We start from the raw sequence: 14,839 nt of genomic DNA on the forward strand, positions 1-14,839 counted from the left end.
CAGCTTGCATGTAACAACTCTGAGGGTCGCGCACCAAACGCCCCGGAAACACCCATGGCTACCATTTTAATATAATCAATAACCATAATCATAATGAACCTAAAAATAAGAAGTGTAATATCCTCAACACCTTTCATGAAAAAATTAGTACTTATTTTACTTGCCTGTACTTTCAATACATTATTACATGCACAGGTTATTACTTCTCCTGATAAAAACCTTACGCTTAAATTTGAATTAAGCGGCAACGGTGTTCCATCCTACCAGCTAAGCTTTAAAAACAAACCAGTAATCAAACCGAGCACACTAGGCCTGGAGCTACATGGAGGCGCGTCTTTAATGGAAGGATTTACCATAAAGCGCACGGAACAGGCCTCCGTAAATGACACCTGGGCTCCGGTATGGGGAGAGCAGAAAACCATCCGTAACAACTATAATGAACTTTTAGTAACACTCTCACAAAAAGAACAAAAGGATCGTTCTATTCAAATCAGGTTTCGCCTGTTTAACGACGGCCTGGGTTTCCGCTATGAGTTTCCAAGACAGCCGGAGCTAAACTATTTTGTTATAAAAGAAGAGCATACTGAGTTTAACCTGGCAGGCGACCATAAGATATTCTGGATCCCCGGCGATTATGATACCAATGAGTACCCATACACTACCTCTAAAATTTCAGAAATTCCTGCTCTGCAAAAACAGGCTACTGTAGCTATTACCGCACAGCAACCCATTCCCAACCCTTCGGTTCAAACTCCCTCTATGATGAAATCTGCTGATGGTTTGTATATTAATATACACGAAGCAGCTTTAATCAACTACCCGGCAATGAACCTGAACGTGGATGCCAAAAATTTTAAAATGAGTTCCCACCTTACACCTGATGCTGTCGGTAACAAAGGCTATATTCAAACAGATGCACAGTCGCCATGGCGAACCGTCGTGGTAAGCGACAAGGCAACAGACATATTAGCATCGAAACTTATTCTAAACCTGAACGAACCTACCAAGTATGAAGACGTGTCGTGGATTAAACCAACCAAATACATTGGCGTTTGGTGGGAATACTTTGTGGCAGGTAAAAGCACCTGGGCTTACGGAACGGAAACAAATGTAAAACTAGACCAGGACTTTAGTAAACTAACACCCAATAACCACCACGGTGCCACTAATGAAAATGTAAAGAAGCATATAGACTTTGCCGCTGAGCATGGTTTTGATGCTGTGTTGGTAGAGGGCTGGAACATTGGCTGGGAAGACTGGATAGGCAACTGGAAAGAAGAAGTATTTGACTTTGTAACTCCTTATGCAGATTTTAATGTAAAGGAGCTTCAGCAGTATGCAGCTGAAAAGGGCGTAAAAATTATGATGCACCATGAAACCTCTGCTTCTGCTACCAACTATGAGCGACGCTTGGACAAAGCCTTTCAGTTTATGGCCGATAATGGTTATAATGCTGTTAAAACAGGTTATGTCGGCCAGATTATCCCGCGTGGCGAGCACCACGATGGCCAATGGATGGTAAACCATTATATACATGTAGCCCGTACGGCTGCTGATTATAAAATAATGGTAAATAGCCATGAAGCCGTTAGACCTACAGGACTTCACCGTACTTTCCCAAATTGGATTGCCCAGGAATCGGCGCGTGGCACTGAGTTTGAAGCAATGGGTGGCCTGGCTCCTGAACATGGTACTATCCTTCCCTTCACCAGGTTAATGGGTGGACCGATGGATTTTACGCCAGGTATTTTTCAAACCGACCTGTCTTATTACGGAACAGGCAGCAACCAGCGTGTAAACACTACCCTAGTTAAACAACTGGCTTATTATGTAACCATGTATAGTCCATTGCAAATGGCAGCAGACATGCCGGAAAATTATGCACGCTTTCTGGATGCCTTTCAGTTTATAAAAGACGTTGCCGTTGATTGGGACGATACTTACGTTCAGGAAGCGGAGCCCGGCGATTACGTAACAATCGCAAGAAAAGCAAAAGGAAAAAGCGAATGGTTTGTAGGAGGCATTACCGACGAACAACCTCGTACTGCATCAATAACTTTTGATTACCTGCCAAAAGGGAAAAGCTATATCGCAACTATTTATGCTGATGGTAAGGATGCCAGCTATGATAAGAACCCGCAGAGTTATACAATTCGCAAAGTAATTGTAAATTCAAAAAGTAAACTGAAACAGCAGTTAGCTTCAAGCGGCGGTGTTGCCATTAGTATAAAAGAAGGCACCACGGCAGAAATGAAAAGTTTGAAAAAGCTATAAGACGATTAAACTACCAAACGCCTGCACCGGAAAGCCCATTGCAGAAATCTGGTCTAGGAAACCGGGATCAATAGCAAAAAGCAGCGGCCTCGTTCAACTAAACGAGGCCGCTGCTTTTTAAACATTTTTCTGGTACTCTTTAGGCAGGCTGGTATTTATAGTACACCACTGCCATAGGCGGCAGTTTCAGTAAAATTGAATACTCGCGGCCATGGAAAGGCTCAGCTGCCGCCTGAATGCTTGTCTGGTTATTGAAGTCACTTCCTCCGAACCTGCTTTCGTCGCTGTTGAAAATCTGCTGCCAGTTACCAGCCAACGGAATTCCCAGGCGGTAGTTCTCGTGCACGGCAGGTGTAAAGTTACACACCACCAATACCTGATCCTCCTCCCTGCTACCTTTGCGCAGGAAGCTCATCACACTGTTGTGCGCATCGTTCAGATCTACCCACTCAAAACCACGGTTATCGAAGGCATATTCGAACAGGCTCCGCTCCTGCTTGTATACGTTGTTCAGTTCACCGATCAATTGCTGTATACCGATGTGGTACCCGTACTCCAGCAAGTGCCAATCGAGGCTGCTATCGTGGTTCCACTCTCTGTATTGCGCCAGCTCACCACCCATAAACAACAGTTTTGCACCAGGGTGCGCATACATGTAGGCATAAAGAGCACGCAGGTTGGCAAACTTCTGCCATTCATCTCCAGGCATCTTATTAATGAGAGAACCTTTGCCATGCACTACCTCATCGTGTGAAAGCGGAAGCATGAAACGCTCGCTAAAAGCATAGATGATACTGAATGTGATGTCGCCCTGGTGGTAGCGGCGGTAAATCGGGTCTTTTGCAAAATAAGTGAGGGAGTCGTGCATCCAGCCCATCATCCATTTCATGTTAAAGCCCAACCCGCCATGCTCTACCTCACCCGTTACAGCCGGCCACGCAGTAGACTCTTCTGCAATGGTCTGCACATCCGGGAAGCGGTCGTGAACAGCATTATTAAAGTCTTTCAGGAAAGAAATGGCTTCCAGGTTTTCGCGGCCACCATACTCGTTCGGAATCCACTCGTCATGTTTACGGCTATAGTCCAGGTATAGCATAGAGGCTACGGCATCTACACGAAGTCCATCTATGTGATACTTGTCCAGCCAGAACAGCGCATTACTGATCAGGAAAGAACGTACTTCGTTCCGGCCATAGTTAAAGATGTAGCTGTTCCAGTCTGGGTGATATCCTTTGCGTGGATCGGCATGCTCGTATAAGTGCGTACCATCGAAATAAGCCAGCCCATGTTCATCGGAAGGAAAGTGAGAAGGTACCCAGTCGAGTATAACACCAATGCCTTCACGGTGCAGCGCATCAACGAGGCACATCAGGTCCTGCGGTGAACCATAGGAACTGGCAGCAGCATAATAACCCGTTATCTGGTATCCCCAGGAGCCGTTAAACGGATGGAACATCAGCGGCATGAACTCTACATGCGTAAAGCCCATCTCCTTAACATAAGCAGGCAGTTCTTCGGCTAACTCGCGGTAAGTAAGCGGACGGTTATTATCCTCCGGTTTCCTGCGCCAGGAGCCTGCATGCATCTCATAAACCGAGTATGGCTGCACTTCCTCTTTTTTGTGATCTCTTGCCTGCAACCATTCCTGGTCGTTCCACTGATAGTTGGTATCGGCTACAATAGAAGCAGTTTGAGGCGGCACTTCACGTCGGAAAGCAAAAGGATCACTCTTCTCCACATGGTACAGATGGTAACGCGATTTAATGTGGTACTTGTACAAAGCCCCTGCCATCACATTCGGCACAAAACCTTCCCAGATACCCGAATCATCGGAACGGGCACGCAGCATGTGACTTTCGCGGTTCCATCCGTTAAAGTCACCCATCACAGAAACATGCTCGGCATTTGGAGCCCATACAGCAAAGTAAACCCCGTTCCTGCCTTCATGCTCCATCAGGTGAGAACCGAATTTCTCATACAAGGTAAAGTGGCGGCCTTCGCGGTACAGGTAAATATCAAAGTCGGTAAAACGGCTGATATTATAGTAAACGGCTTGTTCCTGCTGCTGGGCGAGCGGGGCCGTGGCTTCTGCTCCCTCCTCAGCCAAAGGAGCCCCCTTTGCTTGTTCGGCCTGTCCTTCAGGAGCACCCACCGCGCTTTCGCCTAAAGGCTTTATATCCTCCTGCCCTTTTTTACCACCGCCCCGTTCAGGAGCCTGGGCTGTTTCAGGGGCGAAGCTTTCCGCAGAAACGGCATCGCTTACAGGATAATCCGTTACTTCGGAAGTGCCCGCAGCCTTTTTGCCTCTGCCTTTTTTGGCAGGTACAGGTAAGGCCGCCTGCTGATCGTCTGCCAGGGTAGCTGCGCCTTTTTTACCTTTCGCCCGCGGCGAAGCAGCTTTTGGAGCCGCTTCTGTTGCAACAGCTGTACTGTCGGCTTTGGCAGTGGTTTTTCGTTTAGGCACCTCCGTTCCGAGCTCGCCCGGCAGCGAAGTGCCTTTAGTGCTTGCCCTGGGTTTAGAAGCTTTTGTTTTGCCTGTTAAATCAATTGTTTCCTGTCCCAGATTTTCCTTCTGTTCCGTTTTCTTAGCCATTCTGATACTTCCTCATGATGTATTTAATGCCTCTAATTGGGATAAGTACCCAATCTGGACGGTTGTTTAACTCATATCCTAACTCATAGATCGCTTTCTCTAACAGGAAAGTATCTATCAGTATTTCAAAATCTTCCTCCGAAGCTGGTATCACACCTGTTCCTCTTGTCTTGTTCAGATAAGTATGCATAAAGAACCCGCTGGCATAATGGTACCATTGCTCTGCCCACTGCTCCAGGTAGCTTCCATCTTCTTTACGGAAATTATCCTGCTGGAACAACGCATTGTAAGCTGCATAGTGGAAAGAACGGATCATACCGGCCACATCGCGTAGCGGAGACCTTTTTAGACGACGCTCACTGAAAGCACGTGCCGGTTCTCCTTCGAAGTCGATAATAACAAAGTCCTTACCTGTGAATAAGACCTGCCCCAGGTGATAATCGCCATGTGTACGGATCTTTTGTGTATCTATTTTTCTGGAGAATACCCTTTTCAGGCGCTCCAGAATCTCCTGGCGCATTTTAAGGATTTCCTCTGCTTCGGCCTTCACGTTTTCCGGCAACTTAGGCAGGTGCTTTTTCAGGCTATCGAAGTTGCTTCTAACCAGTGAGGTAAGAGAAGAGTACAGCGAACGCTGGTAGTGCAGCGAGAAATCTTCCGGCTCAAAATCTTTTTCATCCTGTATAGATCCCAAGGCCAGGTGCATCTCAGCTGTGCGCAGGCCAAGTAGCTCTATCCGCTCAACAGAAGCTCCACCTAACTGCATCTGTACCGTTTCAGGTGCCTCGCTGAATGCAACCGGCTTCGATAAGGTTCCCAGCGTCTCCGCCACCTCTACATGATCTGTATGTGTTTGCAGGCGCTCGAAAAAGCGCTTCAGGGAATCTTCTACATATACCCAGGCATCGCCCTGGTTCGGAACCTGCTCTTGCAGCATAACCAGTACCATGGGTGCTTTGCCCTGCTCCTGGTGCTCGATAGAACCTAAGTAACGTGGCACATGCTTAAAGCCTACACCTTCGGTAAGCATGCGCACAATTTCCACATCCGGGTTCATGGCCCGGTCCAGCTTACGGTATACTTTCAGGAAGAACTGATTTTCGTAAATGACAGAGGTATTGCTCTGTTCGGCACCAAGTATACGCGAGTTCAGTTGCCCTACTTCTTTCAGCTTAGCGTTAACAGACTTATCGCTGATGCCTACCAGCTCTGCATCGTCTGATTTCAGGCTGCGGCGCTTGGCCATCATCTGCAACAGTAGCTGGCGATAGTCTTCTGAATAAAGCGCGTCATATAAAATACCATCCTGGCCGTCTAATGTCACGCGGGCAATTACACTGGCAGGATAAGTACTGATCAGTTCCTGCTCCTGCTCACCTTTTGCAAAAGCAACTGTTAGCTGGTACAGTTCAGGCAAGCCTTCGTTGTAGTTTACCTCCACAAAAAGAAGTGCAGCACCTTTTTCACCCACCTGCAAAGGAGTACTGTTGATAATCTGCATGCGCTGAATAGTGCGGGCTTTGCCTCCAAACCAGCGTCTGTTCACAATGTAAGGAGGCAGCACTTTGCTCTCTAATGTCTTTAATGATTTAGCCGGAAGCGGGTTGCTTAAAGACGTTAATTGTGCAATGGATTTCTGCAGGTCAATGCCAGCATTCGCCGAAGCTTCCTGTGGCTGCATCTCAAACCAGTAGTAGCCATGTGCTCCAATAGTGAACAGGTAGCTGTCATCTTTAACTACCGGAAATTTGTTCTTACTGAAAACTTCAACAGGAACATAACCTTTGAATTCCGGTATGTCCAGTTCAACTGCTTCCGGGAAGCGGGACAGGTTAGCAATAACCAGTATATTTTCTTCCTTGTAGGAGCGAATAAAGGCCAGTACTTTAGAGTTAGCCGGGTTCAGGAATTTAATGGTGCCACGCCCGAACGCCTGATAGCGTTTACGCATGTTAATCACACGTCGCATCCACCATAGCAAAGAAGTACTGTTGTGCTGTTGTGTTTCAACGTTCACAGATTCGTACCTGTATTCCGGATCAATAATAGCCGGCAGATATAGTTTCTGCGGATTGGCCGTAGAGAAACCTGCGTTGCGGTTATCGTTCCATTGCATTGGCGTACGCACCCCGTCCCGGTCGCCGAGATAGTAGTTATCACCCATGCCTATTTCGTCGCCATAGTACACCACCGGCGTTCCACGCATCGAGAACAGCAGCACGTTCATGAGTTCTATTTTACCCCTGTCGTTGCCCAACAGCGGAGCCAGGCGGTGGCGGATACCCAGGTTGATTTTAGCCATCGGATCGCGGGTATACACTTTGTACATGTAGTCGCGTTCTTCGTCGGTTACCATCTCCAGCGTCAGTTCGTCGTGGTTGCGCAGGAACATAGCCCACTGGCAGTTCTCAGGAATATCAGGAGTCTGATCAAAAATATCGATGATTGGGTAGCGGTCTTCCATTTTCACCGACATAAACAAGCGTGGCATGATCGGAAAATGGTAGTTCATGTGGCACTCATCGCCATTACCAAAATAAGCTGCCGAATCTTCAGGCCACATGTTAGCTTCCGCCAAAAGTAACCTACCCTGGAATTTGCTATCAACGTGGCTGCGCAGTTTTTTAAGGAATTCGTGCGTCTCTGGCAGGTTCTCGCCGTTGGTGCCATCACGTTCAAACAGGTAAGGAACAGCATCCAGGCGGAAACCGTCTACACCCATTTCAAACCAATAATCCAGTATTTTAAACACCTCTTTCTGAACTTCCGGATTGTCGTAGTTCAGGTCTGGCTGGTGGTAAAAGAAGCGATGCCAATAGTACTGCCCTGCTACAGGGTCCCACGTCCAGTTCGAAGGTTCAGAGTCGGTGAAAATAATGCGGACATCCTTGTACTTGTTAGGATCATCAGACCACACATAAAAGTCTCTGTAACGAGAGCCTTTTTTTGCTTTACGCGCACGCTGGAACCAAGGGTGCTGGTCAGAGGTGTGGTTAATAACAAGCTCTGTAATTACTTTAAGTCCGCGCTTATGCGCTTCTTTAATAAAGAGCTTAAAATCCTGCATGTTCCCGTAAGACGGGTTAATGCTGTAATAATCAGCAATATCATAACCATCGTCTTTTAACGGAGACGGGTAAAAAGGCAGAAGCCAGATAGCTGTTACCCCCAGGTCTTCGAGGTAATCGAGCTTTTGCATTAAGCCTTTAAAATCACCAATACCATCGCCGTTGCCATCCATAAAAGCCTTTATGTGCAACTCATAGATAATGGCATCTTTGTACCAATGAATGTTGTCGTCTAACAGGATGTTGTCCTCTGCCATATTGTTTTTGAAGTTTATTCTTTAATCCTAAGGGTGCTTTTTGGAGTTCTGAGTTGAGAGTTAAAAATGATTAGCAGCCATCCCTCCCCAACCTTTCTACCTTTTTAATTTTTACCTCTCTAACTTTCTAACACTCTAACTCTCTAAATTTTCAACTAAATTATCCCAGTCCTGCTGTAACTGTTTCAATTCTGAATACATGCACCGGCATCTCCCAAGGGCGCAGTTCCACGTAATTCCATTCATCGGTCCAGGTATACTTATGTTCGGATAACAGGTCGTGCATCAGATACTGCTGGCCTTTGTTCAGCTTCAGTTCATCTAATGGCACACGTACCCAGCCCGACTGCGTATTATGCGGATCCATGTTGATAACCACCAGCATCCGGTTTTCAAAATTGCTGTCCCACTTGCCGTAGCAGAGAATGTTTGGGTTATCGGCATCACCGAACGCCACATTCCAGGTTGTTTGCAAGGCTGGGTTTACTTTACGTATTCTGTTTATCTTGGTAATTACTTCCCGTATCTTCGTCAGCCTGCCCCAATCCCAATGATGGATTTCATACTTCTCAGAATTAATGTACTCTTCTTTACCAGGCATGGGTTCTGTTAAGCCAAACTCATACACGGGGCCGTACAGGCCATAGTTAGAAGATAAAGTAGCAGCCATCACCACACGGGCAATGTGCGCTGGTTCACCGCCATGCGTAAGGTGCGGCGGCAGAATATCAGGAGTATTAGGCCAGAAGTTCGGGCGGTAATATTCCCGCATATCGGTTTTGGTAAGCTCTGTCACATATTCCCGCATTTCTTCAGGTGTGGTGCGCCATGTAAAGTAGGTATAAGATTGCGTGAAACCAATTTTACCTAAGCGCTCCATCACACGTGGGCGGGTAAAGGCTTCGGCCAGAAAAATGATCTGTGGGTGCTGGCGGCGCACATCTTTAATTACCCATTCCCAGAAATGAAAGGATTTGGTGTGCGGGTTATCTACCCGGAAAATATGCACGCCCTGGTCTATCCAGTAGAGCAGAATGCTTCTTAATTCTTTCCAGAGATTCTGCCAGTCTTCTGTTTCAAAATTAACAGGCAATACATCCTGGTATTTTTTCGGAGGGTTCTCGGCATATTGCACAGTGCCATCCGGCCTCCATTTAAACCACTGCGGATGCTCTTTTACATACGGATGGTCCGGTGCGCACTGAATAGCAAAATCAAGGGCGATTTCAATGCCGTGATCGCGGGCAGACTGAACAAAATTGCGGAAGTCTTCCACAGTGCCCAGCTCCGGCAAAATACTTTTATGTCCGCCTTCGGCAGCTCCAATGGCCCAGGGAGAGCCTGGCTCGCCTGGTTGTGCCGTAACAGCATTATTTTTTCCTTTTCTGAATTCACGCCCGATTGGGTGAATAGGCGGCAGGTAAATCGTATCAAAGCCCATTTCGGCAATGCGCGGCAGCAATCGTTCACAGTCCTGAAACGTGCCGTGGCGGCCGGCTTCCTGTGCGGCAGAACGTGGGAAAAATTCATACCAGGCACTAAACAAGGCTTTCTGGCGCTCAACATCTACTCCAAGTATTTTAGAATAGGTTGTTACATTTTTACGTTCGGCACTGGCATTGTATTGGTCGGTTACATCGGAGCCGGTAGCCAGCTCTACGGCATCGGCAAAAGAAGTGGCATGTTTGAGTTCTTCGGCCCACTTACGCAGTCGCTTCTGCTGGCCTGGTTTTGCTTCAGCAGCGGCCGCTTCTAAAAACTGCGCGCCGATCTGCAGCTCTACAGTGATATCCTGGTTGGCCTCAAATTTCTTTTTCAAGCCTTTTTGCCAGGTATAGAAATGATCGATCCAACCTTGCAAGGTATACTCATAAAGGCCCATGGCATCCGGAATAAAGGTTCCCTGCCAGCGGTCGTTCCCCAGGAACTCCATCGGCACCTCTTCCCATTTCTTCTTTTTAGAATGACGGTACAGTAAAACAGCTTTTACCTCATCGTGCCCGTCCGTAAAAATATCGGCGGATACTGTTAACTCCTCCCCTACTACGCGCTTTACTGGATACTGCCCACAGTTTAGCTCGGGCTTTACATTTTCGATGATAACTCGTTTGGTTCCTTCCAGTGCTTCCATGTATGATTAAGAAATTGCTCTCGTAAATATACTACCTACTGCATGAAGCTTAAATATGTTTCGAACTATATATTAAATTTTTAATAAATTAACTTCATTATTGCGTCTTCAATATTACTATAAGTTATGTATAAAATACTCTAATTAAATTAATAAAGTACAGGTTAATACTTGTTCTTTGCGTGTTAACTAAAATCTTAAAACCTAAACCTCTAGAAGTCAGTTTAAATCTGCTGTGTTTATAAACGTTGAAAAAATGGGAATAACTAGAGAAATAGGTGCAAAATATACGAAAGAAAAAGGCACTACTTTTACTGTCTGGGCTCCGGAAGCAGAGAAAGTAAGCATTGTCATAGAAGGAAAAGGCAATGATATTCCGTTACAGCGTGAAGCATTTGGTTACTGGACAGGGCTTGTAGAAGATGCCAGACCAGGAACTCGTTATTTATATAAACTTAACGAAGACACAGAGCGGCCTGATCCTGCTTCCTGCTATCAGCCTGATACCGTACATACCGCTTCGGAAGTGGTAGACCATGAAGCATTTTCCTGGACCGACCAGAACTGGAAAGGACTACCGCTGGAGCAGATGATTATCTATGAGCTGCATGTAGGCACCTTTTCAGAAGAAGGAACTTTTGAAGGTATTATCAATAAACTTCCTGAACTGAAGGATCTCGGCATTACAGCCATCGAAATTATGCCGATTGCCCAGTTTCCGGGCAGCCGAAACTGGGGCTACGATGGCGTGTATCCTTCAGCCGTGCAGAATTCTTATGGCGGACCAGATGGTTTAAAACGCCTGGTAGATGCCTGCCACCAGGCAGGCATTGCGGTTGTACTTGATGTTGTGTACAACCATATGGGGCCGGAAGGCAACTACCTGCGCGATTTTGGGCCATACTTTACCGAAAAATATAATACACCCTGGGGAGCTGCTCTCAATTTTGACGATGCACATTCCGACCACGTTCGAAACTTCTTTTTACAGAACGCGATCATGTGGCTGCGCGACTACCACATTGATGCTTTGCGTTTAGATGCGGTGCATGCTATACTGGATACCGGGGCAAAACACTTTCTGAAAGAACTACAGGAGCATGTGACTGACATAGAAGAACAGACAGGAAAAGCACGCGCCCTGATTGCTGAAAGCGACATGAATGACGTGCGCCTGCTGACCCCGGCTGAAAAAGGTGGTTTCGGATTAGCCGCACAATGGATGGACGATTATCACCATGCCGTGCATACGCTGCTGACAGGCGAAGTAGAAGGCTACTACATGGATTATGGAAAGCCGGAACTGCTGGTTAAGTCGCTGAAACATGCCTTTATTTATAACGGCACTTACTCGGAGTTCCGCAAAAGAACCCTGGGAAACGATGCAACAGACCTGCCTGCCAAACAATTCGTGATCTGTGCACAGAACCACGACCAGGTTGGTAACCGCATGCTGGGAGAACGCATCACTCAGTTAGTTTCTTTTGATAAACTTAAACTGGCTGCCGGTTTAATCCTGCTTGCCCCGTTTACGCCCATGTTGTTTATGGGCGAAGAGTATGGCGAGGAAAATCCGTTCCTGTTCTTTGTAAGCCATACAGACAAAGACCTGGTAGAAGCAGTACAGAAAGGGCGTAAAGAAGAGTTCTCGGCATTTGCCTGGGAAGGCGAAGTACCAGATCCCCAATCGGAAGATACTTTTCGGAAGTCGAAGCTGCAGCACAGCTACAAGCATAACGAAAAGCAGAACCAGTTACGGGAGTTCTATAAAAAGCTTATACAACTGAGAAAAACCTCACCAGCTCTGCAAAAGCTAAGCAAGCAAAACCTGGAAGCCTATTTTAACGAAGACGAAACTGTATTACACCTAATTCATTTTGGTGGTTCACCTGCCATCTACAGCTTGTTCAACTTCAGCGATCAGGTACAGGAAATAGACCTGGATCAGTCGCAGGGAAAAAACTGGGAGGTTGTGCTGCACTCTGCCGCACAGGAATGGGGCGGTACAGGTGCTGAAACCGATCTGAGTCAGGGCAAAACCATAAAACTACAACCCGAATCACTCCTTATACTACAAAGTAACTAATGAACAAATACATCTGTGTCCACGGCCACTTTTACCAGCCACCAAGAGAGAACCCTTGGCTAAACGAAGTAGAAATTCAGGAATCTGCCGCACCCTTTCACGATTGGAACGAACGAATTACAGACGAGTGCTATGCCCGTAACTCCGCATCCCGCATTCTGGATGCCGAAGACGCCATTGTGGACATTGTAAATAATTACTCCCGTATCAGCTTTAACTTTGGCCCCACCCTGCTGGAGTGGATGGAGAAGAAAGCCCCTGAAACTTACCAGGCGATACTTGAAGCGGACAAGGAAAGTCAGAAGCTTTTCTCAGGTCACGGTTCAGCTATAGCACAGGTATACAACCACCTGATTATGCCGCTGGCCAACCTCCGCGACAAGCATACGCAGGTGATCTGGGGAATTTACGACTTTAAAAAAAGGTTTGGCCGCGATCCGGAAGGCATGTGGCTGGGCGAAACAGCCGCCGACACAGAAACGCTGGAAGTATTGGCTGAGCATGGGATCAAGTTTACAATTTTATCACCTTATCAGGCTAACCGTTACCGGAAAATTGGTGAAAAGGAATGGCACGACGCTGTTGGGGCAAATATTGACCCCCGCAGGCCATACCTGTGTAACCTGCCTTCCGGCAAAACAATAGTGCTGTTTTTTTATGATGGCCCGGTGTCGCAGGGAATCGCTTTTGAAGGCTTGCTGAATAACGGCGAACGCCTGAAGAGCCGCCTGCTCAGCACCTTCGATAATAACGACGCGCCACAGCTGATGCACATTGCCACCGATGGCGAAACCTATGGGCACCATCACCGCTTTGGCGAAATGGCACTCTCGTTTGCGCTTGATCGCATCGAAAAAGAAGAGCAGGCAAAACTTACCGTGTATGGCGAGTATATTGAGAAGTTTCCGCCAACGTACGAAGCGTACATTACCGAAAACACCTCGTGGAGCTGTGCACATGGCGTGGAGCGCTGGCGCAGCGATTGTGGCTGTAATACCGGCGGAAACAGCGGATGGAACCAGGCCTGGCGTGGTCCTTTGCGCGCATCCTTCGATTGGGTACGCGATGAACTGGAAGGGTTGTATGAAGAAGAAATGACGAAGCTGGGTGCTAAGCCCTGGGAAGCCCGGAATACGTACATCCAGGTGATTATGGATCGTTCGAAAGCAAATGTAGAATCCTTTATAAAATCACAGACAAACAGGGCACTTACGGCTGAAGAAAAATCTACTTTTCTGAGACTGCTGGAAATGCAGTACCATACCCTGCTGATGTATACCAGCTGCGGTTGGTTTTTTGATGAAGTGACAGGCATAGAAACGGTACAGGATATCTTTTATGCAGCCAGAGCGCTACAACTGGCACATGATATCAGTGGTGGCAAAGACTATGAGACAAAATTCCTGGCCTTACTGGAAAAAGCCAGGAGCAACAGACCGGAACAAGGCACTGCCGCTGATACGTATGTAAAGGTGATCAAGCCTACTGTCATAGACATGCTACGGGTGGGCGCACATTATGCCGTTGCCTCGCTGTTTGCCAAAGATCCGGAACACCTGAACCTCTACAGCTTTAAGGCAGCTTCAGATAAATACGAGCTACTGGAGGCAGGCCGGCAAAAACTGGCAATCGGGCGCGCAAAGATTCGCTCCATCATTACCTGGGAACAGGTAGAAATCACTTTCGGTATCCTGCACCTCGGCGACCACCAGCTGTTCGGTGGCGTACGCGAATTCATCAGCAAGGAAGCTTTTGAGAAGCTGCACCTGGAACTGGCCACCTCTTTTAACAGGGGCAGTATAAATGAAGTTATCATGCTGCTTGATAAGTACTTCGAGTCGCACAATTACTCTTTCTGGCACTTGTTTAAAGACGACCAGAAAAAGATTCTAAGCAAGGTTTTAAGACATACCTTAAACGGCATCGAAAACGACTTGCAGCATGTGTACGACAACAACTACCCGCTCATGCTGGCCATGTCGTCGCTTAACCTGCCACTACCACGGCCCTTGTACCTCACGCTGGAATATGTCGTAAACACTAAACTTAAGCGGGAGCTGACAGCACAGGAAGTGGATATAAACGAAATAAAGAAACTGTTTCGTGAAGCTGCCAGGATGAACATTGTGCTGAACTTGGAAGTGATGGAATACGAGGCAGCGCAGCTGGTTGCACGGCTTGCCACACAACTGGAAGAGAAAATAGATAACATCTATAAAATGCACCTGCTCGTGAACCTGCTTAACACACTAAAAGATTCTCCGTTAAAGCCAGATTACTGGCACGCACAGAATACTGTGTTCCGCCTGAAAAACACCGTTTATCAGCACTTCAGAAACCTGAGCAAAAAGAACGATGAAGTAGCGGTATACTGGTGTGAGAAATTCGATGAATTATTTGATAAACTTAATTTTAAAGCTTAGAACGCTA

6 protein-coding genes are annotated in these 14,839 nt (G+C 47.0%); 3 read left to right on the forward strand and 3 right to left on the reverse strand.

Translation table 11 applies throughout. The features are described 5' to 3' along the window. Positions 1 to 135 precede the first annotated feature (135 nt). Positions 136 to 2,274 (forward strand): glycoside hydrolase family 97 protein, encoded by a 2,139-nt coding sequence (locus C1N53_RS10705; RefSeq protein WP_168194012.1) that lies wholly within the window; start codon positions 136 to 138, stop codon positions 2,272 to 2,274. Positions 2,275 to 2,413: 139 nt separating this feature from the next. Here C1N53_RS10705 and glgB read toward each other — a convergent pair whose 3' ends face one another. The 3 genes from glgB to C1N53_RS10720 form a co-directional block, all read right to left on the reverse strand. Further along, positions 2,414 to 4,867: a 1,4-alpha-glucan branching protein GlgB gene (glgB, locus tag C1N53_RS10710; protein ID WP_137759303.1), complete on the reverse strand. Its 2,454-nt coding sequence runs from the start codon at positions 4,865 to 4,867 to the stop codon at positions 2,414 to 2,416. Further along, positions 4,860 to 8,192 (reverse strand): maltose alpha-D-glucosyltransferase, encoded by a 3,333-nt coding sequence (treS, locus tag C1N53_RS10715; protein WP_137759304.1) that lies wholly within the window; start codon positions 8,190 to 8,192, stop codon positions 4,860 to 4,862. The genes glgB and treS overlap by 8 nt, the downstream gene beginning before the upstream one ends. Positions 8,193 to 8,352: 160 nt before the next feature. After that, on the reverse strand, positions 8,353 to 10,323 hold the full coding sequence (locus C1N53_RS10720) for an alpha-1,4-glucan--maltose-1-phosphate maltosyltransferase (RefSeq protein ID WP_137759305.1): 1,971 nt from the start codon (positions 10,321 to 10,323) through the stop codon (positions 8,353 to 8,355). A gap of 256 nt (positions 10,324 to 10,579) precedes the next feature. Between C1N53_RS10720 and treZ the strand changes: the two genes are divergently transcribed. Further along, the gene (gene treZ, locus C1N53_RS10725) at positions 10,580 to 12,409 is read left to right on the forward strand and encodes a malto-oligosyltrehalose trehalohydrolase (RefSeq protein WP_137759306.1); all 1,830 of its coding nucleotides are present in this window, start codon (positions 10,580 to 10,582) and stop codon (positions 12,407 to 12,409) included. Next, positions 12,409 to 14,832 (forward strand): DUF3536 domain-containing protein, encoded by a 2,424-nt coding sequence (locus tag C1N53_RS10730; protein ID WP_137759307.1) that lies wholly within the window; start codon positions 12,409 to 12,411, stop codon positions 14,830 to 14,832. The genes treZ and C1N53_RS10730 overlap by 1 nt, the downstream gene beginning before the upstream one ends. The last annotated feature ends 7 nt before the right edge of the window (positions 14,833 to 14,839 follow it).

The sequence above is a fragment of the Pontibacter sp. SGAir0037 genome (assembly GCF_005491705.1).
GTDB lineage: Bacteria > Bacteroidota > Bacteroidia > Cytophagales > Hymenobacteraceae > Pontibacter.